The organism is Nonomuraea phyllanthi (genome assembly GCF_006334985.2).
GTDB lineage: Bacteria > Actinomycetota > Actinomycetes > Streptosporangiales > Streptosporangiaceae > Nonomuraea > Nonomuraea phyllanthi.
The window spans coordinates 199,147-225,563 of the sequence record NZ_VDLX02000007.1 but is presented as its reverse complement, the minus strand read 5'-3'; the positions used below and the strand labels follow the sequence as shown (position 1 = coordinate 225,563).

The window sequence follows — 26,417 nt, the reverse complement described above, 5'->3', positions numbered from 1 at the left end:
CCGCCCTCAGGCGGCTTTTGCCGGAACGGGGGATAGCAAGGGGGAATGAATTGATCACTATGACCGATGAGCAGCGTCTGGACTGGTTCGAGCGCGATGTCGTGCCCGTGACGTCGCAGCTGTTCGCCTCCGCCATGCGCCTGACCCGTAACGCCGCCGACGCGGAGGACCTGGTCCAGGAGACCGTGGCGAAGGCCTACACGTCGTACCACCAGTTCCGCGAGGGCACCAACCTCAAGGCGTGGCTTCACCGGATCCTGACCAACAACTTCATCAACGACTACCGCAAGAAGCAGCGCTCGCCGAAGCTGTCCGCCGCCGAGGACATCGAGGACTGGCAGCTGCACGCCGCCGAGTCGCACAGCTCGAGCGGCCTGCGCTCGGCCGAGACCGAGGCGCTCGACCGGCTCCCCGACAACGTCGTCATGAACGCCCTGCGGGCGCTCCCCGAGGACTTCCGCGTGGCCGTCTACCTGGCCGACGTCGAGGGGTTCCCGTACAAGGAGATCGCCGAGCGCATGGGCACGCCCATCGGGACCGTGATGTCCCGCCTCCACCGGGGCCGTCGCCAGCTGCGCGGCATGCTGGAGGAGTACGCCCGCGAGGAGGGCGCCGTGCGCCTCCCCGCCCAGCGCGCGGCCTGAGCCGCGTCCCCTCTGACCCCCTGGGGTTCTACGACCCCATCGTGAGATGAAGGCGGACGCGGAGCACGCCGTCCTCGTTGCGCAGCTCCACGAGATCGCAGAGCTGCCTGCTGATCCAGAGCCCGTATCCCCTGGGGGATTCGGGCTCAGGTGGTATGTAGCCCGGTAGGGGGTCGTCCAGGGCGCCGCCCGGATCGGCGACCTCGCAGACCAGTTCGCCGTCCTCGGACCACATCGTGATCGTGCCGTGCCCGGCGCCGTGCTCGATGCTGTTCGCGGCGATCTCGGAGACGCTGATCATCAGCGAGGTGATCAGGTCGGGATCCATCCCGGCCGCCCTGGCGTAGTCGCTGACCTCGCGCCGCAGCCCCCTCAGCTCGCGGCCGGTGAAGGGGATCGTCTCGGCGTCCCGGCCGGGCTCGGGCAGGGGCGCGCGGTCGCCGTTCAGCACCAGCTCGTGGGGCTCGACGAAGCGGGCGCTCGCCGACTCGCCGTCCGGGCCCAGCAGGAGGGGGTGGCTGACCGGGCACGAGTCGAGCGCCGTCGCGGGCACGCGGCGCACGTCGTACAGGCACAGGATGACGGCCGCCGCCGCGCCGAGCGCGGCGTTCAGCACGGACTCCGAGCGGATCAGCTCCCTGGTGTCGCGCTCGCCCCTGCCCTCCCAGCGGGGCTCGGCGACGACGAGGGTGCGGCGGCCCCGCGTGTACTCGTGGTAGGCGGCCAGCGTGCGGTACGGGTGGGTGTACCAGCCGGCGGGGTCGCGGGCCTCGATGCGGGCCGCGTCGGGGCCCAGGGCGTCGCGCAGCAGGGAGAGCCGGGCCGCGGAGGTGATCACCAGCACCCCCCGGCCGTCGGCGAGGGCCGCGCGCACGCGCGGCGCCGTCAGGCGGAGGTATGCCTCATCCGAGTCGTACGGCACCGCGACGTGCCGCAGCGACTCTCCATCGGAACGTGCCCGGCCAGGGCGCACGGGCGAAACGTAACAAGCGCTAGTGGGGCTGCGCAACGGCTATCAGGGCCACCGCGCCGAGCGCGCAGGCCACACCGGCCACCTGGATGCCCCGCAGCCGCTCTCCGAGCACCTGCCTGGCCAGCAGCAGGGTGCTCGCGGGATACAGCGACACCAGCACGGCGACCAGGCTGAGCAGGCCGTCCTGCTGCGCCAGCAGGTAGAGCACGTTCGCCGCCATGTCGAGCACGCCCGCCGCCACGATGATGCGCAGCGAGCCGGGGCCCGGCCGCAGCGTCCGCCGCATGGCCAGGGCCAGCAGCGCCACGGACGCCACCGACGACAGGCGGGCGCCCAGCAGCGGCCACAGGCCGCCGTCGTCCGGCGCCATCGCCAGCAGGATGAAGAAGCCGCCGAACCCGGCGCCCGCCGCCAGCGCGGCCGGCACGGAGGCGAGCGAGCCGCCGCGCCCCGCCGACCTGTCCTGGCTGACCAGCAGCACCGCGCCCAGCGCCAGCGCCACGCCCACCAGCGCCCACGCCGCCGGCCGCTCGCCCGTGGCGAGGCCGAACATCACGGGGAGCGCGGCCGAGGTGACGGCCGTGGTCGGGGCCACCACCGACATGACGCCCGTGGCCAGCGCCCGGTAGAACAGCACCAGGCCGGCCGCGCCGGACAGGCCCGCCGCCAGGCCCCACGCCAGCGCCGCCACGCTCACGGTGCCGGGCAGCAGCGGCAGCAGGACGAGGACCAGTGCCATGCCGGCGAGCTGCGACAGCACCACGACCGAGAACACCTGGGAGCGCTTGGTGGCCAGGCCGCCGAAGAAGTCGGCCGTGCCGTAGACCACCGCGCAGGCGGTCGCCAGGATCACCGTCACCGGTCCCTCCAGTCCAATGGATTGCACTCGTAGTACAACATAAAGGGTACATCAAGGTGTACGGAGCATTCACTAGACTGCACCGCGTGGAAGACCCGGAGCTCATCACCCAGGCCATCGCCAACAACGTGCGCGCCCAGCGCGCCCACCGCGGGCTGACGCTGGACGCGCTGGCCGCCAGGTCGGGGGTGAGCAGGGGCATGCTCGTCCAGGTGGAGCAGGGCAGGACCAACCCCAGCGTCTCCACGCTGACCAGGATCGCCTCGGCCCTGGGCGTCACCGTGGCCAGGCTGGTCGAGGTCTCCGAGGTGCCCACGGTGCGGATCGTGAGCAAGGCCGACGTGGTCACGTTCGACCAGGGGGACGTGCGGGCGCGGCTGCTGGTCGGGGCGGACGTGCCGATGATCCTGGAGCTGTGGGACTGGCGGCTGGCGCCCGGCGAGCACCACGACGGCGACGCCCACCCGCCCGGCACGCGCGAGATGCTGACCGTGCTCGACGGCGAGCTGACCCTCACCGTGTACGGCAGGAGCCACCTGATCGGCAAGGACGACGCGGTGCTGTTCACCGCCGACAGGCCCCACCGCTACGCCAACGGCGGCACGGAGGAGCTCAGGTTCGTGATGGTCGTCGCCGAGCCCCGTGACACCCAGGACCACTGACCCGCCACTCGCATGGCCACGGCCATACCGATGGCGCACGGATGACGACGCTTCACGCGCGTGGCTGGGTACATCCCTGGTGTGCGGCGAACGTCGGCAGGGGGTGGCGGGTGACTGAGGCCCGAGCGGCGGCGGAGAAGCTCCACGCGGAGCTCCATGGTCTGGGCGTCACCAGCGCGTACGAGGTCTGCGATGGGATGACCATCTCGGTGTGGATAGGGCTGGTCGTCCGTTATCGGGACGGTTTCTACCGATGGCAGGAAGGGTCGGTGAAACGTCGGCATTTGGGTACGGATCCGGTTGGATGCGCCATGCGTGTGGCGCGCCGCTACAAGGAACTGCAGGCAGATATCCCACTCTGGTGGGACGACCTGGCCAGGGAACTGCGGGGGAAACCGGTCCAGGACTATCCATGAGGTGAGCCCCCGCGCGCGGCGTTTCGGGGGGGACCATGCGCGGATGGGCTTTGCCGCTGGCCCTGCTCGTCGTGGGCGCGTGCGTGACCTACTCGGTGGCGCGCCGCCAGCAGACCGTCACGCCGATCGCGCCGTACAAGCCGGCCGTCGTCGATCCGGCGGCCCTGGCCAAGCGGCTGGCGTCGATCCAGGCCGGCTGGCCGCGCAGCCGCAACTTCGACTGCTCGAAGCTGAAGTGCGTGGCCCTGACCTTCGACGACGGGCCGGGCGAGTACACCGGCCGGCTGCTCGACCTGCTGCGTGACCGCGGCGTCAGGGCCACGTTCTTCGTCCTCGGTGAGATGGTGGCGGCCGACAAGGGCGGCCTGCTCACGCGGCGCATCGTGGAGGAGGGCCACGAGATCGGCAACCACTCGTGGAGCCATCCGCCGCTCGCCGGGCTGTCGCGCGAGCAGGTCCAGCGGCAGCTGGGGCGGACGGAGGACCTGGTGGAGAAGCTGACCGGGGTGCGGATGAGGGTGATGCGGCCGCCGTACGGGTCGACGGACGCCGAGGTCGCCGCCGAGACGCGCCGCGAGGGCCTGGCGCAGATCCTCTGGAGCGTCGACACGCTCGACTGGCGCGACCGGGTGCCCGCCCTCGTGATCAAACGCGCCTGCGCCGCCAAACCCGGCGCGATCGTCCTGATGCACGACATCCACCCGACCACCATCAAGGCCGTGCCCGCCGTGCTCGACACCTTCGCCAAGAAGGGCTACACGTTCGTCACCGTCTCGGAGCTGTACGGCAAGAAGGCGCCGCCGGTGCCCGGCCGGACCTACACCGAGCGCTGAGGCGCCGGTGGGCCGTGGCACCCTGGGAGGATGGGTTTCAGCGGCTTCCCCGACGACGCGTTCCTGTTCTACGAGGGGCTCGAGGCGGACAACTCCAAGACGTACTTCACCCGGCACAAGCACCTCTACGAGCAGGCGGTGCGCGAGCCGATGCTCGCGCTCACGGACGAGCTGGCCCCCGAGTTCGGGGCGGCGCAGCTCTTCCGGCCCTACCGGGACGTGCGCTTCGCCAAGGACAAGTCGCCGTACAAGACCCATCAGGGAGCCTTCATCGACTTCCAGCCCGGCATCGGGCTCTACGTGGAGGTGAGCGCGGCGGGGGTGTTCACGGCGGGCGGCTGCTACACGCACGCCTCCGACCAGGTGGCCCGCTACCGGGAGGCCGTGGACGAGGACCTGTCGGGCAAGCCCCTGGAGTCGATCACGTCCGCGCTCGAGGCCGACGGCTACACGCTGCACGGCGACCGGCTCAAGACCAGACCGCGCGGCTTCTCCGAGGACCACCCGCGCATCTCGCTGCTGCGACACCGGTCGCTCTACGCGGGCACGAGCTTCGAGCCGGAGCCGTGGGTGCACACGGCGGAGGTGCTGACGCGGGTGGCGCGCACGTGGCGCGCCTACGGCCCGCTGGTCGACTGGCTGTGCACCCACGTCCGGGGCAGCGAACTGCCCCGGCGCTGAGGACGCGGGGCGCCGGCCTGACAAGCCACGGGCCTGACAAGCCACGGGCCTGACGAGCCACCGGCCGCCCCGGCAGCGCCCCGTGCTCAGGCGCGCTTGGCGCGGGCGGCGGCCCGGCCGCGCGTGGGCGCGTCGAGCACGACCTTGCGGATGCGCACGGCGTCCGGCGTGATCTCCACGCACTCGTCCTCGCGGATGAACTCGAGCGCCTGCTCCAGCGAGAGCACCCGCGGCGGGATCACCTTCTCCGTCTCCTCGCTGGTGGAGGAGCGCATGTTGGTGAGCTTCTTCTCCTTGGTGATGTTCACGTCCATGTCGTCGGACCGGGAGTTCTCGCCGATGATCATGCCTTCGTAGACCTCGGTGCCGGGCGAGACGAACAGGGTGCCGCGCTCCTGCAGGTTGAGCATCGCGAACGCGGTCACGGGGCCGGACCGGTCGGCCACGAGCGAGCCGTTGTTGCGGGTGCGCAGCTCGCCGAACCAGGGCTCGTAGGCGTCGAACACGTGGTGGACCAGGCCGGTGCCGCGGGTCTCGGTCAGGAACTCCGTGCGGAACCCGATCAGGCCGCGCGCCGGGACCACGAACTCCATCCGGATCCAGCCGGTGCCGTGGTTGGTCATGTGCTCCATGCGGCCCTTGCGCACGGCCAGGAGCTGGGTGACGGCGCCGAGGTATTCCTCGGGGCAGTCGACCGTGAGGCGCTCGACCGGCTCGTGCACCTTGCCGTCGATGGTCTTGGTGACCACCTGCGGCTTGCCCACGGTCAGCTCGTAGCCCTCGCGGCGCATCTGCTCGACCAGGATGGCCAGCGCCAGCTCGCCGCGGCCCTGCACCTCCCAGGAGTCGGGCCGGTCGGTCGGCAGCACGCGCAGCGACACGTTGCCGACCAGCTCCTTGTCGAGGCGGTCCTTGACCATGCGGGCGGTGACCTTCGAGCCCTTGACCTTGCCGACCAGCGGCGAGGTGTTGGTGCCGATGGTCATGGAGATGGCCGGCTCGTCCACCGTGATCAGCGGCAGCGGGCGGGGGTCGTCGGGGTCGGCGAGCGTCTCGCCGATCATGATCTCGGGGATGCCGGCGAGGGCGATGATGTCGCCGGGCCCGGCCTCCTCGGCCGGCTTGCGCTCAAGGGCCTCGGTCATGAGCAGCTCGGTCACCTTGACCCGCTGGATCGTGCCGTCGGTGCGGCACCAGGCCACCTGCTGGCCCTTGCGCATGACGCCCTGGTGGATCCGGCAGAGCGCGATGCGGCCGAGGTAGGAGGAGGCGTCGAGGTTGGTGACGTGGGCCTGGAGCGGCGCGTTGGGGTCGTAGGTCGGCGCCGGGATGGTCGACTTGATGATGTCGAACAGCGGCTCCAGGTCGGGCGAGTCGGGCATGCCGCCGTCGTCGGGGCGCTCCATGGAGGCCCGGCCGGCCTTGGCGGAGGCGTAGACGATCGGGAAGTCGATCTGCTCCTCGGTGGCGTCGAGGTCCATGAAGAGCTCGTAGACCTCGTCCACGACGTCCTTGATGCGGGCGTCGGGCCGGTCGACCTTGTTGATGCAGAGGATGACCGGCATCTTGGCGGCCAGCGCCTTGCGCAGCACGAAACGGGTCTGCGGCAGCGGCCCCTCGGAGGCGTCGACCAGCAGCACGACGCCGTCGACCATCGACAGGCCGCGCTCGACCTCGCCGCCGAAGTCGGCGTGGCCGGGCGTGTCGATGATGTTGATGGTCATCCCGCCGTGCTTGACGGCGGTGTTCTTCGCGAGAATGGTGATGCCCTTCTCGCGTTCGAGGTCGTTGGAGTCCATGACGCGGTCGTCGACGTCCTGGTTCGCGCGGAAGGCCCCGGACTGCCAGAGCATCGCATCGACCAGAGTGGTCTTGCCGTGGTCGACGTGCGCGATGATCGCGATGTTCCGCAGGTCGTCGCGGCTGTTCAAAGGCATGATGACGTCTCGCTCTGTGTGTGGTGAGGGCGGCCGCGCGAATTCGCGGCCATATAAGTCTAGTTGATCCCCTCTGATGCGAGCGCGACCCGGGGATGGCGTACATAACCCGGGCTCCGGACTACACAGGACAACCAAACATACATAGCTGGTTGCACATTTGTGCTCATGGCAAGCGGGCTGCGTATCCCTAGATTGTCGGCATGACGTGGACAGAGCTGGTGCTGGCGGCAGTGCCGACCCGGGGGGACCAGCCGGCGGTGACCGACATCAGGACCGGTGAGGTGCTGACCTATGCCGCCTTTGCGAAACGCGTGACCCGTGCCGCGCTCGGCCTTCTCCGCCAAGGGCTGCGGTTCGGCGATCGCGTCATCGTCAACGTGCCCCTCGGCGCGAAGCTGCCCGTGGCGGTGCACGCCGTGGCCTGGGCGGGCGGCACCGCGGTGCTGGCGGCCTCGGGCCAGGCCCGCTTCATGATCACACAACGCCACTACGACCCGGCCGCGGTGAAGGTCGAGCAGGTCTTCTCGTTCGAGCCGGCCCCGGGCGCCAAGCCGTTCCACGAGCTGATCGGGGAGCGCGGCGTCGAGTTCGGCCCGCTGGCGGGCAGCGCGATCACCTTCAACGGTCGCACGTTCGACCACGACACGCTCGCCAACGACCTGCGCAAGATCGCCTCCCGTCTGGTGATCGGCAAGGACGACGTGGTGATCAGCGCGGTGAGCGAGCCGTTCAGGGGGCTCAGGCTGATCGACCTGGCGATGACGGCGGGCGCCCACGTCGTCGTCGCCCACGGGCCGAGCCTGGTGGGCTGCCGCGTGCTGGCCGCCGAGCGCCGGGCCACCATGGTGGTGGCCCCGTACGACCTGGCCAAGCGGCTGCTGGGCGATCCCGTCCTGCGGGTCGTGGACGAGCGGGCGATCGTGAGCTCGCTGGCGCTCTGACCGCGAGGGCGCGAAGGGGCCGACATAAGCTCGGATCCATGCCTTTCGCGCCCAGCTTCCCCGTCATGCTCAGGACCGACGACGGGGTCCGCATCGACGCCGCCCACACTCCCGGCACGACCTCCTCCGACACGGGGATCGTGGTCGCGCACGGCTTCACCGGGTCGTGGCGGGAGCGGGCGGCGCGCCGCATCGTGCACGTGCTCAGCGCGTACGGCGGCGTGCTCGCCTTCGACTTCCGCGGCCACGGGCGCTCCGGCGGCCGGACGACGGTCGGCGACCTGGAGATCCTCGACGTGGCGGCCGCCGTCGGGCACGCCCGCGTGACCGGCTACTCGAAGATCGCGGTCGTGGGCTTCTCTATGGGCGCGGCGGTGGCCGTGCGGCACGCGGGGCTGGTCGGTGGCGTGGACGCGGTGGTGGCGGTGAGCGGCCCGGCCCGCTGGTACTACCGGGGCACCAGGCCGATGCGGCAGGTCCACTGGGCCATCGAGCGCCCGCTCGGCCGCTGGGCGGCCCGGGTGGGCAAGCGCACGAGGATCTCCAGCGGCCGGTGGGACCCGGTCCCGATGCCGCCGCACGAGGCCGCCGGGCTGATCGCGCCGGTGCCGCTGCTGGTCGTGCACGGCGACGCCGACCCGTTCTTCCCGCTCGACCACGCGCACCAGCTGTACGAGGGGGCGCGCGAGCCCAAGGAGCTCTGGATCGAGCCGGGGTACGGCCACGCCGAGTCCGCCGCCACCCCCGAACTGGTCCGAAAAATCGGCAAATGGATCTCTTCGAACTTTTCCTGAGTTAAATGCGTCTACCTAGGGCGGATGGAAGGAAACCGCCGGGAGAAAGTCCCTGGGGAAGGAAACCGCCGACGCGGTGGACGTGGGACATACTTCTTGTAGTCAGGCGGTGTCCCAGCGTCGCGGGGGCGCGCTGGGTGCACGTCCTGCACCGGAAGGGCCTCGTGGCACCGCCACGAGGCCCTTCGCAGTCACGGGAACCTTTCAGCCGAGCCGCGCGATCGTCTTGTACTCCAGGTAGCTGTTGAGCCCCTCGGGGCCCAGCTCCCTGCCGATGCCGCTGGCCTTGTACCCGCCGAACGGCGCGTTGGTCTCCAGCATGAAGCAGTTGACGCCGTACGTGCCGGTGCGGACCTGGCGGGCCACGTCCATGCCGTGCTCGGTGTCGGCCGTCCAGACGGTGCCGGCCAGGCCGTAGTCGCTGTCGTTGGCGATGCGTACGGCGTCCGCCTCGTCCTCGTACGGGATCACCGCCAGGACCGGGCCGAAGATCTCCTCGCGGGCGATGCGCATGTCGTTGCTGACGCCGGCGAAGACGGTGGGGGAGACGTACCAGCCGCGGTCGTAGGGCCGGTCGAGGCCGCCGGTGACGACCTTGGCGCCCTCCTCCATGCCGATCCTGATGTAGCCCTCCACGCGGTCCTGCTGCCGCCTGGCCACCAGCGGGCCGATGCCGGTCGACGGGTCGGCGGGGTCGCCGACGGGCTGGGCGTTGACCATGGCCGCGACGGCCTCCACGACCTCGTCGTAGCGGTTGCGCGAGGCCAGGATGCGGGTCTGGGCCACGCACGCCTGGCCGTTGTTCATGAGGGCGGCCATGGACAGGAAGCCCATGCTCGCGGCCAGGTCGGCGTCGTCGAGGACGATGGCGGCGGACTTGCCGCCCAGCTCCAGGCTGACCCGCTTGAGCTGCTCGCCGCAGATGGACGCGATGCGCCGGCCGGCGGCCGTCGATCCGGTGAAGGCCACCTTGTCCACGCCGGGGTGGGAGACCAGGTGCTCGCCGGCCTCGCGGCCCGCGGCCACGATGTTGAGCACGCCGGCCGGGACGCCCGCCTCGGCCGCCCACTCGGCCAGCAGGTACGCGTCCAGCGGCGTCTCGGGCGCCGGCTTGAGCACCACGGCGCAGCCGGCCAGCAGCGCGGGCGCGAGCTTGGTCATCGTGACGAACTGCGGCACGTTCCACGGCACCACGGCCGCCACCACGCCCACGGGCTCCCTGCGCACGGTCAGCGGGCCGAACAGCCCCGGCCGCTGCTCCTCCTGCTCGAACGTCCTGCCCAGCTCGGCGTAGAACTGCAGCATGCCCAGCGGCTGGGGCGCCTGCGCCAGGTTGGAGAAGGTGATGGGCGAGCCCATCTCCTCCGTGATCAGGGCGGCCATCTCGCCCTGCCGCTCGTTGTAGATCGCGGCCAGCCGCCCGATCACCTCGGCCCGCTCGGCGAACGTCATCCGCGGCCACGGCCCGTGGTCGAACGCCTGCCTGGCCGCCGCGACCGCGCGGTCCATGTCGGCGGCCGTGCCGTCGGGAACCCGGCCGACCACCTCCTCGGTGTGCGGGGAGACGACGTCTATGGTGCCGGTGCCCGCCGGGGCCACCCATTCGCCCCCGATGAACAGCGTGTCGTGCTGGCGCATGTCGTGAGCCTCCCGCTTGACCGAATGCTTGCTTGCTTCAGTGACGCCTCAAGGCGACCGAACCATGTTCTGTCCGGACGCGCAAGAGGGGCGCGGCACGTGCCGCCGCGCCCCTCACGTCACCGGCGGAACCGCTAGCCGAGCAGGTGCCGCATCGAGCGCTTGACCAGGTCGGCGCGCGTGGCCGGGTCGGTCACGCTCTCGACGCCGAAGCCGAGGTAGACCGTGTCCTCGGTGACGATCCCCGCGCCCTCCTCGAACACCTGGTCCGTCCTGAACCAGGTGTTGATCGAGGGCGGGGTGCCCTCGGGCGGCGGCCCGGCGCTCCAGCCGCCCAGGTCCTCCTCGAACGAGGTCTGCCCGGCCGCCGCGCCGTCCAGCGTGACCGCGAAGTCGTCGAGGAAGACGCCGGCGCCCTGGGTGCCCCAGTCGCTGATGTAGGAGACCGACACCTCGACCTGTTTGCCGGCGTACGGGGTCAGGTCGACCTTCCACTGCTGCCAGCCGCCCGAGTTGCCGGAGGCCGCGTGCCACGCGCCGGTGGTGCCGGTCGGCTCGCAGTCCGGCCCCTGGTAGTGCTGCGTGAACGGGTGGATCTCGCGCCAGCCCGCGCCGCCGCTCGGCGGGTCGCAGCTGCTGCCGGTCTCCTGCGTGGTGTGCCCGTTGGCGTCCGGAAGCGTGGTCCAGTCGTCGCCGCCCACCGTGTGCGCCTCGACCGTCAGGAAGTCCCACGACCCCTCGGTGTCGTACGACGTCCAGAACGACAGGTCGCCGCCGCTCTTCCCGGTCAGGTCGATCGTCCTCGTCAGCCGCTTCCACGAGACGTCACTGATGCCGCTGTAGACGTCCCACGCCCCCGTGTGCGGGTCGAACGGGCCGCCCGGACGGGCCCACTTGACCTGCGCCGAGCTCGCGAACATCGGGAAGCGGTCGGCGGGCAGGATGGCGGAGGTGGCCACGAACGAGTTGGTGTGGCCAGGCTCGATCACGGCGTCGAGGCCCTCGAACGCGCCTCCCTGGCCGCGCAGCGGGAACGGCTGCCCCGTGCCCTGGTCGGTGCCCGTGTCGTCGAAGTAGACGTACGCGCCCAGCCAGTACTGCTGGAAGTCGTTGAACACCGGGATGCACGGCGGGTCGTCCGGGACCGTGCACTCGGGCTGCGCCGGCTGGTCGGGCTGGTAGTAGTAGGCGCCGTTGGCGTTGGCCGCGTACGAGGGGAACTTGCCGGCGTGCAGCAGCTTGCCGCCCTCGTTCAGGTAGTCGCGGATCGCCAGCTCGGTGTCCACGCCGCCCTTGGAGGTCGTGCCCGCCACCTGGCCGTCCGACCTCGGGATGATGTCGTCGCCCGTCTCCCAGACCACGGCCTTGTAGTGGCTCAGCACGCCGAGCGGGTGCGGCGCCCTGCGGCCCATCGCGTCCATGTCGTACACGTCCGAGCTGTAGCCGGCCGCCTTGAGCGCGGCGGCGTACTCGTCGGCGTACTTCGCCTCGGTGACGCCCTGCGAGGGGCTGAGGCCGGTGACGTCCTCGGCGGCCAGGATGAGCACCTTGCCGCCGATGTCGTCGGCGACGGTGTAGGTGAAGTCGGCGCTCTTCCTGCCGAGCGAGGCGAACCAGACCTTCACCTCGTCACCCGGCCCGGTGCCGGTGATCTTGCCGCGCAGGCGGTGGTAGTAGCGGTCGTAGCCCCTGCCGTAGCGCTCGCCGCCCTTCCACTCGGAGGTCGGCGCCGTCCTCGTACGGCCGCCGTTGACCTGGTAGCGCAGCAGGACCGGGCCGAGCTTGCGCTTGGCGTTGACCTGGACGACCTGGGTCCTGCCGTAGCTGACCTCGAACGGGTCGATCTCGAAGTCGGGAGTCGTGTTGCCCAGGTGGTTCACCGGCTCGACGGGGTTGACCGCGGACCTGGCGACGTCGAGCGCGAACGGCAGGCCCTTCTCGAACTCCGCCTGCACCAGCGCCTCGTCGTCGGGGAAGACGAACCCGCAGCCGTCGCAGCCCTCGTCCAGCTCGGGCGTCCAGGACAGCGTGCCGTACTCGGCGTGGGCGTGGTCGTTGGTGTCGCCGTTGGTGGTGTACAGCTCGGCGCCGAGATCGGGGTCGAAGCCGGGGATGGCGGGCTCGGCGTCGTTCCCCGTGATCGCTTCGTAGATCGGGTTGTCGGCCGTCTCCGTGGCGATCTGGACGCCCATCGGGTAGAGCAGCAGCGGGCCGAACGAGTGGTAGTTGAGCTGCATCTCGAACCTGACCCGGCGCATCAGGCCGACCATGGCCTTCGTCTCCGGCTCGCTGGCCGGGCCGGCGCCGCGGTAGGTCTCGCTGCTCGGGATGCTGGACGAGCCCTCCTCGTCGTAGTGGAAGTTCGTGGGGAAGTTCCGGTTGATGTCGACGCCGTCGCCGTTCGCGATCGCGCCGTCGCCGTCGTTGTCGCGCAGGTTCTTGCGCCACAGGCGGTTGCCCTCGGTGAACGTGAAGTCGTACCCGTCGGGGTTGGCCACCGGCACGAACCACAGCTCGGTCCTGTTGAGCAGGTCCCGCAGCCCGGCCCTGTTCGCGATCACGTACTTCAGCAGCCGCATGTCCACCTCGGTGGCGATCCACTCGCGGGCGTGCTGCGTGGCGGAGTAGAGCGTCGAAGGCTTGATGCCGTCGGGCAGCAGCCGGGCCCCCGTGGTGACCTTGACGGCCAGGATGTCCTGGCCCTTCAGGGTCTTGCCGATCGACTCCAGCTTGACGATGTCCCTGTTCTCTTCAGCGATGTCCCTGAGCTGGTCGGCGATGCCGCCGGGCTCGGAGTAGGACCGGTAGACCGCGTAGCCGCCCGCCGCCTGTGCCTTCGCGGCCTCGAGCTGGGTCTGGCCCTGCGGGTTGCGTACGGGCTCGGGTTCGTGACCGAGCTTGCGCAGCGCCGCCAGCTCCGTCTGGGCGGCGGTCACCTCGATGTGCTCCTTGCCGCCCGCGACCTGCTGCTGGACGACGTCGAAGCCCTTCTCCCTGAGCTTCTGGGCGGTGCCCGGCGGGCTGTCGAGCTGGTAGAGCTCGATGCGGTCGCCGGCGGGTAACGGGTCCACGGACGCCTGCGCGGTCGTGGCCACGATGGAGGTGCCTAAGCCGAGGATGACGGCGGCGGCGAGGGTCAATGATCGAGACACGGCCTGCCCCTTCGCAGAGACGAGTTCGATCGCCATCTCAGATCGTCGGAGCGATGCCGACAAGGCCCAATCTTTAGCCCGACCTTAACTCCGGCAACTCCCTCCAAATCACCAGAAACTTCGCCAAAGGTGCGGCAGTTCGGGCGTTCGGGTGACAGAGATCAAGATCATCTTCTATAGTTTCGGTCCGTCTGCGAGGGGAGGGGACGGGTGTGACAATCTGGCGGACCGCCGTTCTCGTCGCCGTCCTCGCCGGACTGCTCGGACTCCCCGTGCCACCGCCCGCCGCGGCCGATCCCAGCCCCGCCTCTCTGCGCAAGCTCACCAAGCAGGCCGAGGAACTGGAGAAGCGCTACCGCGGCCAGATCCAGAGCCTGGAGGACATCAAGCTCCAGGTGAAGCGGGCGACCACCACGTCCAGCACCCTGCAGGCCCAGCTGCGAACGGCCCAGGCGGAGGCGGCGCGCATCGCCCAGACCTCCTACATGGTGGGTCCGCTGACCACCGTCCAGCTCCTCGCGCCCGACATCGAGCCGTACGTCCTGCTCGGGCAGGCGGCCAACATGACCTACATGGCCGACGAGCGGACCAAGCGCGTCGAGAACGTCCAGAAGCTGATCGAGAAGTCGAAGCAGGCGAAGATCGCCGCCAACGACAAGATCGAGAAGCTGAAGAAGGAGATCAAGAAGCTCCAGAGCAAGCAGCGCGACGTCGAGCGCCTGCTCGCCAAGTACGGCTTCCAGCAGCCCGGCGGCTCCGAGGGCCTGACGCCGCGCATGATCTCGGTACGCGCCGACATCATGCGCAACTTCCCCATGAAGTACGGCGTCGGCTGCCTGCGCCCCGGCGACCCCGGCGAGCACGGCAAGGGCCGGGCCTGCGACTTCATGATGTCAAGGGGCGGCACCATGGCCGCCGGGTCAGACGAGGCCCGCGGCGACGCCCTGGCCGACTACCTGATCAAGAACGGCGCCCGGCTCGGCGTCATGTACATCATCTGGAAGCAGCGCTACTACGACATCCGCTCAGGGGGCGGCTGGGACCCCATGTCCGACCGCGGCGGCGTCACGGCCAACCACTACGACCACGTTCACGTCTCGGTGTTCTGAGCCTGCTCCTGGGCCTGCTTCCGGGCCTGCTTCTGGGTTTGCTTCTGGGCCCGCTTCTCGGCCCGCAGGAAGTCGCGCAGCCACCGGTAGGACGCCCTCGGGGTGCGGCTCCGCGTCTCGAAGTCCACCCGCACGAGGCCGAAGCGCTGGTGGTAGCCCTCCGCCCACTCGAAGTTGTCCAGCAGCGACCAGACGAAGTAGCCCCGCACGTCCACGCCCTCGGCCATGGCCCGGCGCATCGCCGCGATGTGCCCCTCCAGGAACGCGACGCGGTCGCCGTCGTCGAGCGTGTCCTCGGTGGAGCAGCCGTTCTCGGTGATGAGGACGGGCGGGAGTGCCGCGCCGTACCTGGCCTTGAGGCCGGTCAGCAGCTCGCGCAGGCCGTCGGGGACGACCGGCCAGCCGAACGCGGTGGTCGGGTGGCCGGTGACGCCCGCGTCCGAGAACGGCAGCGCGTCGTCCACCGGGGCGGCTATGCGGGTGGGGTTGTAGTAGTTGACGCCCAGGGCGTCGAGGGGCGTGGCGATGATGTCGAGGTCGCCGTCCCGGACGGCGTCCAGGCCGGTGGTGTACGCCGACAGGTCCGGATACCGGCCGAGGAGCACGGGGTCGTTGAACAGGCGGTTGTGCAGGATGTCGTACGCGTCCGCCGCCTTGAGGTCGGCCTCCCGCTCCGAGGCGGGCCAGACCGGGGTGCAGTTGTTGGTGATCGCCACCTGGCGCGCCCCCGCCGCTCGCAGCGCCCGGGTGGCCAGGCCGTGGGCGAGGAGCTGGTGGTGCGCGACCGGGAGGGCGCCGGTGAGCAGCGCCTGGCCGGGGGCGTGCACGCCCAGGGCGTGGCCGTAGGCCATGTGGACGAACGGCTCGTTCAAGGTGATCCAGAGCGGGATGCGGTCGGCCAGCCTTTCGGCCACCGTGGCGGCGTACTCCGCGAAAATCTCGGAAATATCGCGATTCATCCACCCGCCGCGGTCCTGCAGCGCCTGCGGCAGGTCCCAGTGGAAGAGCGTCGGCGCCGGCCGGATGCCGCGCTCCAGCAGGCCGTCCACGAGCCGTTCGTAGAAGTCGAGCCCCTTCGCGTTGACCGGACCGTCTCCCTCGGGCCGCACGCGCGGCCAGGAGATCGAGAAGCGGTAGGCGTTCACCCCGAGGCCGGACATCAGCTCGACGTCCTCGCGCCAGCGGTGGTAGTGGTCGCACGCCACGTCCCCGGTGTGCCCGTCCCTGGTGCGGCCGGGCTCGTGGGCGAAGGTGTCCCAGATGGAGGCGCCCCTGCCGTCCTCCTTGACGGCCCCCTCGATCTGGTACGCGGCCGTGGCCGTACCCCACAGGAACATCCCTGCTCCTCCCTTTTCGCCTCTTGGAGCGGAACTCTACCTATGGGTAATGGATCAGGATGGGGGCATGACGAGTACCTTGCGCCGCCGTCCCGCCCAGCGCCGGAGTATGGAGCGGGTGGGGCGGATGCTCGACGAGTGCGCGATCCTGCTCGACGAGGTCGGCTACGAGGCGCTGACGACCAAGGAAGTGGCCCGCCGGGCCCAGGTTCCCATCGGCACCTTCTACCAGTTCTTCCACGACAAGCAGGGCCTGGTGCGGGCGCTGGCGATGCGCAACCTCGAGGCGTTCCTCGCCCGGATCACCGAGCGCATCCCCGAGGCCGACCTCGCGCACTGGACGGAGCTGGTCGACCTGGCCATCGACGAGTTCGTCGACATGAAGCGCACCACCCCGGGGTTCGCGGTGGTGGACTTCGGCGAGATCCTCCTGCGGCCCGGCGGCCCCGCCGTCGAGGGCAGCAGGCAGTCGCTCGACGGGGCGCACGACAACAACGCGGTGGTGGCCGAGCGGCTGCGCGGCCTCACCCTGGAGCTCCTGGGCGCGCCCGTGGGGCCGGGGCTCGACCGGGCGCTGCTGGTGGCGGTGGAGGCGACGGACGCGGTGCTCAAGCTGGCCTTCCGCGCCGATCCCCTGGGCGACGCGGCGCTGATCGCCGAGTGCAAGCAGCTCGTCCGCCGCTACCTCGCCGACCACCTCCCCTGACCCGCCCGCGGTCGAGCCCCGCCGGGCCGGTGGGGCGGGTCAGGCGGCGGAGTCGAGGCGGGCGCGGAGCTCCGGGTCGAGCGTGAGCTCGGCCGCGCCGATGGCCTCCTCCAGCTGGGCGAGCGTCGAGACGCCCACGATCGGCACGACGCCCCCGGCCACCAGCCAGGCCAGCACCACCTGGTTCGGGGTCGCGCCCAGCTCGCCGGCGACCTCGCGCAGCACCGCCAGCCGGCGCTCGGTCCCCGGGTGGTCGTAGATCTCGGGCATCGGCCGGTCGGCCCGCGTGTACGCGCCGAACATCAGCGTGTTGTACGCCCACAGCGTCAGGTCCGGCTCGGCGGCCAGGTAGTCGAGGGTCTCGTCGGAGGCCAGCGTGTGCCCCGACTCCGCGAGCCGGGTGTGCGGCCGCGGCCGCAGGTAGGTGTGGCGCAGCTGCAGGTGGGTGTACGCGATCCAGCCGTGCGCGGCCGAGACGTTCCTGGCCCGTTCGAGCCGCCAGGCCGCCATGTTGCTGGCCCCGGCGCGGCGGATCGTGCCCTGCCGGGCGAGCTCGTCCAGCGCCCCCAGGGTCTCCTCCAGCGGGACGGAACGGTCCTCGATGTGCGACCAGTACAGGTCGATGCGGTCGGTCCCCAGCCGCTTCAGGCTGCCCTCGGCGGCCCTGGCGACGGCGGCCGCGGACAGGCCCTCGGCCGAGCCCAGCGTCGTGTCGCCGGGGACGGTGGGCCGGGCGCCGCCCTTGGTGCTGATGAAGATCTCGTCGCGGTTGCCGCGCGCGGCCAGCCAGGCGCCGATGGCCAGCTCGCTCTCGTCGCCCGACCGGCCCTCCACCCAGAACGGGTAGTTGTTGGCCGTGTCGAGCATCGTGCCGCCGGCCTCGTGGAACCGGTCGAGGATGGCGAAGGTGTCCCGCAGGTCGACGGTCGTGCCGAACGGAATAGTGCCGAGTGCGATGTTCATGAGCCCGACTGTGCGAGCTGGAGCGCACTCCATGTCAAGCCCGTTGACCTGGAGTGGACTCCAGGTGGGATGCTAGGGGCCGTGAGTGAGCGCAGCGAGCGAACCAATGAACACAGCCGTCTGACGCTCATGCGACCGACGAGGGAGGTCGCATGAGCGTCTACACGCCGGCGGAAGTGGTCGAGGAGACCGGCTTCAGCCTCGACACCCTGCGTTACTACGAGAAGATCGGCCTCCTGGAGCGCGTCGACCGCAACGCGGCCGGGCAGCGCAGGTTCAGCGAGGAGGACATCGGCTGGCTCGGCATGGTCCGGTGCCTGCGCGACACGGGCATGCCCATCGCCCAGATGCTCCGCTTCGCCGAGCTCGTCCGCGCCGGGGACCACACGATCCCCGACCGGATCAAGCTGCTGGAGGAGCACGACCACCAGGTCCGCGGGCAGATCGACAACCTCGCGGAGCGGCAGCGCTACATCCACAACAAGATTTCCTACTACCGCAGCCTCCTGTAGCCCCGGCTTTGCGGTCCGGCTGTTAAACCAAGATCCATGGCCGGATCGAGGGCGGAGCGGATCGACGGGCCGCTGCGCCGGGTCTCCAGGCTGTGCGCGGCGATGCTGTTCCTGGTGCTGGGGCACATCACGCTCGTCCAGGCGTTCGGCTCGCAGACCCTGAACGCCGACCGCAGGAACGAGCGCCGGCTGATCACCAGGTTCGACCATCAGCGCGGCGACATCCTGACCTACGACGGCACGCCGATCGCCACCAGCCGCCCGACCGGCGGGGGCCCGTACCTGTACCGGCGGGTCTACCCGGACGGCGAGGTGTACGCGGCCGTCACCGGGCACATGTCGCTCCACCGCTCCACCGGGATCGAGCAGGCGCGCGACGCGGTGCTGTCCGGCGAGGACCCCAAGGTCAAGGTGCGGTCGCTGGTCAGGGACGGCGAGGTGGAGGGCGCGGACGTCCGGCTGACGATCAGGGACCGGGTGCAGCGGGCCGCGTACGAGGCGCTCAGGGCCACCGGGCTGGCGGGTGCGGTGGTCGCGATCGACCCGGCGACGGGGGCGGTCCTGGCGCTGGCCAGCTATCCGTCGTACGACCCGAACGCCCTGACCACCTTCGACGCCGAGCAGCTCGCCGAGACCTCGGAGCGGCTCGCGCGTGACCCCTCGCAGCCCCTGCTGAACCGGGCGCTGAACCAGCTGTATCCGCCCGGGTCCACGTTCAAGCTGGTGACGGCGGCGGCGGCGCTGGCCTCCGGCGAGTACACCCCGTCCGCGCTGGTGGACGCCCCCACCCGGCTGCGCCTGCCCGGGACCCGTACGGTGCTGCGGAACGCGGGCGGCCTGGGGTGCGGGGACGCGCGGCCGACGCTGACGTACGCGTTCCAGGTGTCGTGCAACACGGCGTTCGCCAACATCGGGCTCCAGCTCGGGCAGGACCTGCTCAGGGACCAGGCGGAGGCGTTCGGGTTCAACGCGCCGGACCTGGCGATCCCGCTGGTCGCGACCGCGAGCCGCTATCCGCGCACCATGGACAGGCCGCAGACCGCCCTGTCGGCGATCGGGCACCACGACAGCCGGGTGACGCCGCTGATGGTCGCCATGCTGTCGGCGGCGGTGGCCGACAGCGGGGTGCTGATGCGGCCGTACCTGGTGGCGGAGGTGCGGCTGCCGGACGGGTCGGTGGTCGACCGCGCCGACCCGGTCGTCTACCGCAAGGCGCTCTCGCCCGCCGTGGCCAAGGACCTGGCGACCATGATGACGGCGGTGCCGCGCCCCGGGTCCTCCGGCGGCTCGCCGTTCGTTCCGGAGGCCGCGCGCACCGCCGACTCGAAGGTCGCCCCGGGCATCGACGACCACGCGCTCATCACCGCCTTCGCGCCGGCGGACGCGCCCGAGGTGGCGGTGGGGGTGGTGCTGGAGCGTCCGGGATCGCGGGCCGACGCGGTGAGCGCGATCGTCCACCAGGTCATCCTGGCGGCGCTGGAGTGAACGACCAGGCTCTCGCCCTGATCGCTCCCCCGGGGAACCTCTCCGTAAAAAGTTATCCGTGATTACGTCTGCGATTACGTCTGGGCGCGCGGCGTAGTTGGTGACACACTCACAGTGATGCTGCGATCTGCCGACTTCAGCAAGCTGCCGGCCGAGCCCAACGCGTTCGTTGGCCGGGAGTCAGACGTTGACGAGCTCACTCACCTGATGCGCGTCTCGCGGGCCGTGACCCTGTGCGGCGCCGGCGGCATCGGGAAGACCCGCCTGGCCCTGCGGCTGGCGGAGCGGATCGCCCGCGACCACCCGGGCGGCGTGTGGCTGATCGAGCTGGCCGACCTGGAGAAGGGCGAGCTGAGGGGCTATGTGGCCGCCTCGCTCGGCATCGCGGGCGACCTGGCCGCGACGATCGGCGGCCGGCGCGCGCTCCTGCTGCTCGACAACTGCGAGCCGGTGATCGGCGAGTGCGCGGAGCTCTGCCGCGACCTGCTCGGCGGCTGCCCGGGGCTGTCGGTGCTGGCCACCAGCAGGGAGCCGCTGCGCGTGCCCGGCGAGACGGTGTGGCGGGTGCCGCCGCTGGCGGTGACCGGCGACCAGAGCGAGGCCGTGCGGCTGTTCGTCGCCAGGGCCACCGCGGCCAGGCCGGACTTCGAGCTGACCGACGAGACCCGGCCGCAGGTCGTGGAGCTGTGCCAGGCGCTCGACGGGCTGCCGCTGGCGATCGAGCTGGCCGCGGCGATGGTCAGGGTGCTCTCGGTCGCCCAGCTCGTCGAGCGGCTCGACGACCGGTTCAGGCTGCTGGCCGGAGGAGCCCGTACGGCTCCGGCCCGGCACCGCACGCTCCGGGCCACCGTCGACTGGAGCTACCGGCTGCTCACCCCGCAGGAGCGGCTGCTGCTGCGCCGCGCGGCCGTCTTCCGCTCCTCGTGGACGCTCGACCTGGCCGAGGGCGTCTGCGCCGGTGAGGGGCTGGCGGAGGAGGAGGTGCTGCTCAGGCTCTGCGACCTGGTCGACAAGTCGCTGATCGTGCTCGACGGCGAGATCGCCGGGCAGGCCCGCTACCGCCTGCTGGAGACGGTGCGCGACTACGCGCTGGAGCAGCTGGCCGAGTCCGGCGAGGAACGCGAGCTGCGGCACCGGCACCTGGCGGCGCTGGCCGCGATGGGCGACAGGTTCAGGGAGACGATCGCGCCGGGCAGGCACACGCCGTGGCCGGTGATGGAGCGCCACGTCAACCTCTTCGACGCGCTCAAGGTGGAGTTCGGCTCGGCCTGCGACTGGGCGGTCACCACCGGGCAGCCGGAGACCGCGCTCCGCCTGCTGACCGACGTGCGCTTCCTGCTGGTCGGCAGCGGCAGGAAGCTCGACATGGCCGAGCGCCTGGACCGGCTGCTGGAGCTGGACGGCCCGCAGGTGGGGCCGGCGCTGCGCGGGCAGGCCACGATCCTGCGCGGAGAGCTGGCGCTGGCCGCGGGCGACCGGGAGCTGGCCACCAGCTGCACCCGCGCCGGTCTCGAGCTCTGCCGATCGGCGGACGACGGCTTCGGCGAGGCCATCGGCCTCATCGTGCTGGCCCAGGCCACCGGCGAGCACGACGGCCTGGCGCGGGCACTGGAGCTGGCCGAGCAGGCCGGCGACCTCATCCTGCAGGCGCTGGCCCACGGTGTCGGGGCGCACTACGGGCTGCAGCACGGCCGCCTGCGCGAGGCGCGGCGCGGGTTCGAGGCGGTGCTGAAGATCGGCGTGGAGCTCGACAACCACGTCGGCCGGTCCTTCGCCCACATCGGGCTGGCCCAGGTGGCCAGGCGCTCGGGCGATCTCGAGGCGGCCAAGGAGCACTTCGAGTCGGGGCTGGCCCTGGTGCGGCACGTCGACGCCCGTCAGCAGGTGGTCAGCTGCCTGGCCGGTCTGGGCAAGGTGGCGCTCGACCGCGGTGACCTGGCGGAGGCCAGGGCCAGGCTGACCGAGGCGATGGTGCTCAGCCGCGACGCGGGGCTGCGCGCCGGCATCGCCAGGCGGCTGGAGGAGTGGGCGGCCCTGCTCGCCGCCGAGGGTGACCACACATTCGCGGTCCAGCTGGTCGCCGCCTCGGTGGCGCTGCGCGACCGCCAGCCCGACGCGCGTACCGAGGACATCCTGCGGCCAGCCCGCTCGGCCCTGGGCGAGGTGAAGGTGGACCTGCTCTGGACCGCGGGCTGGGGCATGACCGTCGAGCAGGCCGTGTCCTGCGCGCTCGACGGGGCGCTGCCGGAGCGGCCCGCCCAGCCGGCCGTCCCGACGTGCCAGGACAGCCGGCTCACGGCCAGGGAGCGCGAGATCGCCGAGCTGATCGCGAGAGGGCTGAGCAACCGCGGCATCGCCGACGAGCTGGTGATCAGCCCCGCGACCGCCGCCCGGCACGTGGCCAACATCCTGTCCAAGCTGGGCTTCTCCACGCGTACACAGATCGCCGCATGGGTGATCGAGAGCCGCTGATCCGCACACGTCTCTACACATCCCGAGGGCTTCCCGCTTACACCTCCTTATGGCCATGTCAGCGCATGTGCCACGCCGGTGCGCACGCCTACCGTTGCCATGTGTGATCGGCCGCTCGGACAAGGGCCGGTCGGCGGGGACGTCACGCGTCCCGTACGGGGCTGGGCCTCCCTGGAGGGGTGGGGGCCCGGCTCCGGGCGCGTGACAGCGGGCTCGAGCCGCGCAGGGCTCGGGCCCGCCCACACGAATGCACATCTGCTTACATAGATCGGTGGATGCCGGTCACACCCGGCCAGTCGTACGTTGGCGCATATGAAGCCCACCGCCTCGACCACCGGCACCGTGATCCACGAGGTGTTCCGCCGGGCTTACGAGCGCGGCGAGCGGCCGGCCCTCGTCGATCTGCGCGGCGGTCACGTCTACGGCTACCGCAGGCTGGTGACCGAGGTGACCCGGGCGGCCTCCGGGCTCGTACGCAGGGGGGCGCGGCGCGATCAGGTCGTGGGGGTGCACGTCTCGACGGCCGGCGCGCAGACGCTGGCCGTGCACACGGTCCTGGCGGCGGGCGGGGTGGCGGCGCCGATCGACCCCAGGCTCGACGGCGGCGAGATGGCCGAGTGGCTGCGGAAGTGCGACGCGCGCACCCTGATCACCACGCCCGACCTGGCGGAGCGCGCGGTGCGGGCGGCCGACGAGTCCCGGGTGCGCCAGGTCGTCTCGCTGGGCGCGGCGCTCGACACGATCGACTTCCGCGGCCTGCTCACGCTGGAGCCCACCGCGCTGCCCGCGCTCGACGCCAAGCGCCAGGACGCGCTGGTGACGGCGGACGGCGGCCGGCTCTCCCACGCCGGCCTGCTCGCCAGGATGGCCGAGCTGGACCTGCCGGTGCGCCTGGCCGAGTCCGACGTGGTGCTCAGCACGTGGCCGCCCGACGGCGGCGCCGACCTGGTCGCGCTGGTCGGGCTGGTGCTGTCGAAAGGGGCCCTGGTGGTCGCCGCGGGCGGTGACCACCAGGGCACCAGCTACGACTTCAGCGTCACGGTGGTGACGGGGCCGAAAGGCGCGCTGGAGCGGGTCCGCTGAATATGCGGAGCTGTTATCTGACCATCCCTTGACGGCGCGCGCCGGGAAGTGGGTTGATTGACAACGTTGTCAAATCACCTACTTCGGGGGGCTTCGAAGGGATGGTGTGCGATGCGACGGTGGTTAGCGACCGTCTCGATCTCGATCGTGAGTGTGCTCGGCCTGGTGGCCTGCGGTGGCGGCGGCGACGGGCAGGCGTCACAGGCGCCGGCCGCCGACGGCGGCAAGAAACAGGTTGAGGTCTTCTCCTGGTGGACCGGCCCCGGCGAGGCCGACGGCCTCCAGGCAATGAAGAAGATCTTCGAACAGCAGAATCCCGACTACACGTTCTTCGACGCCGCCGTGGCGGGCGGCTCCGGCGACAAGGCCAAGGCGCTGCTCGCGTCGAAGCTCCAGGCCGACACCCCGCCCGACACCTTCCAGGGCCACGCGGGCGCCGAGTTGCAGGGCTACATCAAGGCCGGCGACCTGGAGGACCTGACCTTCCTGTACGACGAGCTGAAGCTGAAGGACGTCTTCCCCTCCCAGCTCATCGACCAGATCAGCGTCGACGGCAAGATCTACTCCGTGCCGGTGAACATCCACAGGTCCAACGTGCTGTGGTACAACCCGGCCGTGCTGAAGGAGGCGGGCGTGGCCGCCGCGCCCAAGACCGTCGAGGAGTTCATCGCGGACCTGGAGAAGGTCAAGGCCACGGGCAAGATCCCGCTGTCCATCGGCTCGGAGTGGACCGCCACCCACCTGCTGGAGAACGTGCTGCTCGGCACGCTCGGCACCGACGCCTACAACGCGCTGTTCAAGCCGGGCGCCGACTGGAACAGCCCGCAGGTGACCACCGCCCTGCAGAACTTCGCCAAGATCATGACGTACGCGGGCGACCCGCAGGACGACTGGCAGCCGGCCGCCAAGCAGGTGGCCGACGGCGAGGCCGCGTTCAACATCATGGGCGACTGGGCGTACGGGTACTTCCACAACCCGCCGGAGGGCGGCCTGGGCAAGACGTCGAAGAAGGACTTCGACTGGGCGCCCGCTCCCGGGACCGAGGGCACGTACCTCTGGCTGTCCGACAGCTTCACCCTCCCCAAGGGCGCGAAGAACCGTGACGGGGCCATCGCCTGGCTCAAGGTCGCGGCCGGCAAGGAGGGCCAGGACGCCTTCAACCCGTTGAAGGGCTCCATCCCGGCCCGCAAGGACGCCGACCAGTCGCTCTACAAGGACTACCTGGCCGACGCGCTGAAGGACTGGTCGAGCAACAAGCTCGCCGGCTCCATCCAGCACGGCGTCTCGGTGAACCAGCCGTGGCTGGCGGCGATCAACGAGGCGGTCGGCCTCTACATCGCCGGCAAGGACGTCAAGGCCCTGCAGCAGGGGCTGGCCGACGCCGCCACGTCCAACGCCCAGTAGGTCCAACACTCAAGGAGCACTTATGAGGCGCGGCGGGCGGGAGGCCGCCCGCCGCGCCCCCGGGAGGGAATGCTTGTGAGGCGGGCACGCACGTGGCTGCCCGGCCTCCTCCTCGTCACTCCGTCGATCATCCTGATCGGCGTCTTCGTGTACGGCATGCTCGGCTGGAACGTCCGGCTGGCCATGACCGACAAGCACGACGAGGTGTCCGAGGGGGAGTTCGTGGGGCTGCAGAACTTCGTCGACATCTGGGACCAGCCGCGCTGGCATCTGTCGGTGAACCACGCGATCGTCTTCACGGTCGTGTTCGTGCTGGGGGCGCTGCTGCTGGGCTGGCTGCTGGCGTTCCTCATGGAGAAGGGGATTAAGGGCGAGGGGACGTTCCGGGCGATCTACCTGTTCCCGATGGCCATCTCGTTCGTCGCGACCGGCATCGTGTGGCGGTGGCTGATGAACTCGGGGACGGAGGAGCGGGCGGTCGGCCTGAACCGGCTCTTCGACTGGATCGGGCTGCCCCAGTGGCAGTGGTTCAGGGATCCGGACTGGGGGATGGCCGCGATGGCGCTCCCGGCCATCTGGCAGATGTCCGGATATGTCATGGCTTTGTTCTTGGCGGGTTTCCGGGGCGTCCCCGAGGAGCTGCGCGAGGCGGCGCGGGTGGACGGCTGCAACGAGTGGGGCGTCTACCGGTACGTGGTGCTGCCCCTGCTGCGGCCGGTCACCCTGTCGGCGCTGATCATCCTGGGGCACATATCGCTCAAGGTGTTCGACCTGATCGTGGCGGTGTCGGGCAAGCAGATCATCACCGACGTGCCCGCCGTGTTCATGTGGGTGGCGGTGTTCGACTCGCACGATCCGGCCAAGGGGGCCACGATCGCGTCGTACATCGTGGTCAGCGTGGCGATCTTCGTGATCCCGTACCTCATCTGGTCGGTTCGTAAGGAGCGGCGTTCATGACGGCGGTCGCCGGGCGCCGGGCGGGCGCGACCTGGGTGCGGTTCGGGCTGCTGGTCTTCTTCGTGCTGATCGTGCTCATCCCGATCTACGTCCTGCTGGCCACCAGCTTCAAGCCGCTCACGGAGGCCGATCCGGGACAGGCGTGGAACCTGCCGCGCACGTGGACGACCGAGGCGTGGCGGGTGGCCTGGGAGAAGCTCGCCCCCGGCCTGTGGAACAGCGTGCTGCTGGCCGTGCCCGGCTCGCTGCTGTCGTGCGCGCTGGGCTCCATGAACGGCTACGTGCTGTCCAAGTGGCGCTTCCCCGGGGCGGACGTGCTGTTCACGCTGTTCCTGTTCGGCATGTTCATCCCGTACCAGGGGGTGATGATCCCGCTGGTGCAGCTGCTCGTCGGGCTCAACGAGCTGACCGGGCTGCAGGGCGTCTTCTACGGCGGCATCCCGGGGCTGGTGCTGGCCCACGTCGTGTACGGCATCCCGATCTGCACGCTGATCTTCCGCAACTACTACGTCACGATCCCCGACGAGCTGATCGAGGCGTCGCGGGTGGACGGGGCCGGGATGCTGCGGGCGTACTGGTCGGTGGTGCTGCCGGTGTCGGGGCCCGCGATCGCTGTCGTCATCATCTGGCAGTTCACCTCGCTCTGGAACGACTTCCTGTTCGCCGTGTTCCTGACCGGGCCGACGAGCTGGCCCACGACCGTGATGCTGAACAACATCGCGGGCGCGCAGGCCACCCCGTACAGCCAGCAGATGGCGGCGGCGATCCTGGCCTCGATCCCGACCATGCTGATCTACGTGCTGCTGGGCCGGTTCTTCATGCGCGGGCTGATGGCGGGGGCGCTCAAGGGATAGCG

General features: G+C 70.7%; 23 protein-coding genes. 16 read left to right on the top strand and 7 right to left on the bottom strand.

Annotated elements, in window-relative coordinates:
- Positions 1-59 precede the first annotated feature (59 nt).
- Positions 60-644 carry a sigma-70 family RNA polymerase sigma factor gene (locus FH608_RS20455; protein WP_193318530.1) on the top strand — a complete coding sequence of 195 codons (585 nt, stop codon included), beginning with the start codon at positions 60-62 and terminating at the stop codon, positions 642-644.
- Between the two features lie 28 nt (positions 645-672).
- On the opposite strand, the gene FH608_RS20450 is transcribed toward FH608_RS20455, so the two are convergent.
- Positions 673-1,617 (bottom strand): sensor histidine kinase, encoded by a 945-nt coding sequence (locus tag FH608_RS20450; RefSeq protein ID WP_193318529.1) that lies wholly within the window; start codon positions 1,615-1,617, stop codon positions 673-675.
- Positions 1,618-1,636: 19 nt separating this feature from the next.
- Positions 1,637-2,476, bottom strand: coding sequence for a DMT family transporter (locus tag FH608_RS20445; protein WP_139632150.1), 840 nt, complete (start codon positions 2,474-2,476; stop codon positions 1,637-1,639).
- An 86-nt stretch (positions 2,477-2,562) separates the two neighbouring features.
- Between FH608_RS20445 and FH608_RS20440 the strand changes: the two genes are divergently transcribed.
- The 4 genes from FH608_RS20440 (at position 2,563) to FH608_RS20425 (ending at position 5,068) form a co-directional block, all read left to right on the top strand.
- Positions 2,563-3,138, top strand: coding sequence for a helix-turn-helix domain-containing protein (locus tag FH608_RS20440; RefSeq protein ID WP_139632149.1), 576 nt, complete (start codon positions 2,563-2,565; stop codon positions 3,136-3,138).
- 110 nt (positions 3,139-3,248) lie between these two features.
- Positions 3,249-3,554: a C-type lectin domain-containing protein gene (locus tag FH608_RS20435; RefSeq protein WP_139632148.1), complete on the top strand. Its 306-nt coding sequence runs from the start codon at positions 3,249-3,251 to the stop codon at positions 3,552-3,554.
- A 35-nt stretch (positions 3,555-3,589) separates the two neighbouring features.
- A complete protein-coding gene (locus tag FH608_RS20430) occupies positions 3,590-4,387 on the top strand; it encodes a polysaccharide deacetylase family protein (protein ID WP_139632147.1) in 798 nt (265 codons plus the stop codon).
- 30 nt (positions 4,388-4,417) lie between these two features.
- The gene (locus FH608_RS20425) at positions 4,418-5,068 is read left to right on the top strand and encodes a DUF2461 domain-containing protein (protein WP_139632146.1); all 651 of its coding nucleotides are present in this window, start codon (positions 4,418-4,420) and stop codon (positions 5,066-5,068) included.
- A gap of 86 nt (positions 5,069-5,154) precedes the next feature.
- Here FH608_RS20425 and typA read toward each other — a convergent pair whose 3' ends face one another.
- Positions 5,155-7,005: a translational GTPase TypA gene (gene typA / locus FH608_RS20420; RefSeq protein ID WP_139632145.1), complete on the bottom strand. Its 1,851-nt coding sequence runs from the start codon at positions 7,003-7,005 to the stop codon at positions 5,155-5,157.
- 203 nt (positions 7,006-7,208) lie between these two features.
- Here typA and FH608_RS20415 point away from each other — a divergent pair, with 203 nt between their 5' ends.
- On the top strand, positions 7,209-7,949 hold the full coding sequence (locus tag FH608_RS20415; protein ID WP_139632144.1) for an AMP-binding protein: 741 nt from the start codon (positions 7,209-7,211) through the stop codon (positions 7,947-7,949).
- A gap of 38 nt (positions 7,950-7,987) precedes the next feature.
- Positions 7,988-8,743 carry an alpha/beta hydrolase gene (locus FH608_RS20410; protein ID WP_226899721.1) on the top strand — a complete coding sequence of 252 codons (756 nt, stop codon included), beginning with the start codon at positions 7,988-7,990 and terminating at the stop codon, positions 8,741-8,743.
- A 204-nt stretch (positions 8,744-8,947) separates the two neighbouring features.
- On the opposite strand, the gene FH608_RS20405 is transcribed toward FH608_RS20410, so the two are convergent.
- Both FH608_RS20405 and FH608_RS20400 read right to left on the bottom strand, forming a co-directional pair.
- Positions 8,948-10,381, bottom strand: coding sequence for an aldehyde dehydrogenase (locus FH608_RS20405; protein WP_139632143.1), 1,434 nt, complete (start codon positions 10,379-10,381; stop codon positions 8,948-8,950).
- Positions 10,382-10,515: 134 nt separating this feature from the next.
- Positions 10,516-13,533, bottom strand: coding sequence for a M14 family metallopeptidase (locus tag FH608_RS20400; protein ID WP_226899720.1), 3,018 nt, complete (start codon positions 13,531-13,533; stop codon positions 10,516-10,518).
- A 212-nt stretch (positions 13,534-13,745) separates the two neighbouring features.
- Between FH608_RS20400 and FH608_RS20395 the strand changes: the two genes are divergently transcribed.
- Complete coding sequence (locus FH608_RS20395; protein ID WP_139632141.1) at positions 13,746-14,642, top strand: coiled-coil domain-containing protein; 897 nt, start codon at positions 13,746-13,748, stop codon at positions 14,640-14,642.
- Here the strand turns inward: FH608_RS20395 and FH608_RS20390 are convergent.
- The gene (locus tag FH608_RS20390) at positions 14,624-15,979 is read right to left on the bottom strand and encodes a GH1 family beta-glucosidase (protein ID WP_139632140.1); all 1,356 of its coding nucleotides are present in this window, start codon (positions 15,977-15,979) and stop codon (positions 14,624-14,626) included. The genes FH608_RS20395 and FH608_RS20390 overlap by 19 nt on opposite strands.
- 67 nt (positions 15,980-16,046) lie before the next feature.
- Here FH608_RS20390 and FH608_RS20385 point away from each other — a divergent pair, with 67 nt between their 5' ends.
- Positions 16,047-16,685, top strand: a complete 639-nt coding sequence (locus FH608_RS20385; protein ID WP_139632139.1) for a TetR family transcriptional regulator — start codon at positions 16,047-16,049, stop codon at positions 16,683-16,685.
- Positions 16,686-16,724: 39 nt separating this feature from the next.
- On the opposite strand, the gene FH608_RS20380 is transcribed toward FH608_RS20385, so the two are convergent.
- Positions 16,725-17,648 carry an aldo/keto reductase gene (locus FH608_RS20380; protein WP_139632138.1) on the bottom strand — a complete coding sequence of 308 codons (924 nt, stop codon included), beginning with the start codon at positions 17,646-17,648 and terminating at the stop codon, positions 16,725-16,727.
- A 152-nt stretch (positions 17,649-17,800) separates the two neighbouring features.
- Here FH608_RS20380 and FH608_RS20375 point away from each other — a divergent pair, with 152 nt between their 5' ends.
- The 7 genes from FH608_RS20375 to FH608_RS20345 all read left to right on the top strand — a co-directional run bounded on the left by FH608_RS20375 (position 17,801) and on the right by FH608_RS20345 (position 26,415).
- Positions 17,801-18,160 carry a MerR family transcriptional regulator gene (locus FH608_RS20375; protein WP_139632137.1) on the top strand — a complete coding sequence of 120 codons (360 nt, stop codon included), beginning with the start codon at positions 17,801-17,803 and terminating at the stop codon, positions 18,158-18,160.
- A gap of 36 nt (positions 18,161-18,196) precedes the next feature.
- Positions 18,197-19,645 carry a penicillin-binding transpeptidase domain-containing protein gene (locus FH608_RS20370; RefSeq protein ID WP_139632136.1) on the top strand — a complete coding sequence of 483 codons (1,449 nt, stop codon included), beginning with the start codon at positions 18,197-18,199 and terminating at the stop codon, positions 19,643-19,645.
- 117 nt (positions 19,646-19,762) lie between these two features.
- Complete coding sequence (locus FH608_RS20365) at positions 19,763-22,117, top strand: ATP-binding protein (RefSeq protein WP_139632135.1); 2,355 nt, start codon at positions 19,763-19,765, stop codon at positions 22,115-22,117.
- A 312-nt stretch (positions 22,118-22,429) separates the two neighbouring features.
- Positions 22,430-23,200: an AMP-binding protein gene (locus FH608_RS20360; protein ID WP_139632134.1), complete on the top strand. Its 771-nt coding sequence runs from the start codon at positions 22,430-22,432 to the stop codon at positions 23,198-23,200.
- A gap of 111 nt (positions 23,201-23,311) precedes the next feature.
- Positions 23,312-24,604 (top strand): ABC transporter substrate-binding protein, encoded by a 1,293-nt coding sequence (locus FH608_RS20355; RefSeq protein ID WP_139632133.1) that lies wholly within the window; start codon positions 23,312-23,314, stop codon positions 24,602-24,604.
- A gap of 69 nt (positions 24,605-24,673) precedes the next feature.
- On the top strand, positions 24,674-25,561 hold the full coding sequence (locus FH608_RS20350; protein WP_139632132.1) for a carbohydrate ABC transporter permease: 888 nt from the start codon (positions 24,674-24,676) through the stop codon (positions 25,559-25,561).
- A complete protein-coding gene (locus FH608_RS20345; RefSeq protein WP_139632131.1) occupies positions 25,558-26,415 on the top strand; it encodes a carbohydrate ABC transporter permease in 858 nt (285 codons plus the stop codon). Before FH608_RS20350 ends, FH608_RS20345 begins: the two co-directional genes overlap by 4 nt.
- Positions 26,416-26,417: the final 2 nt, after the last annotated feature.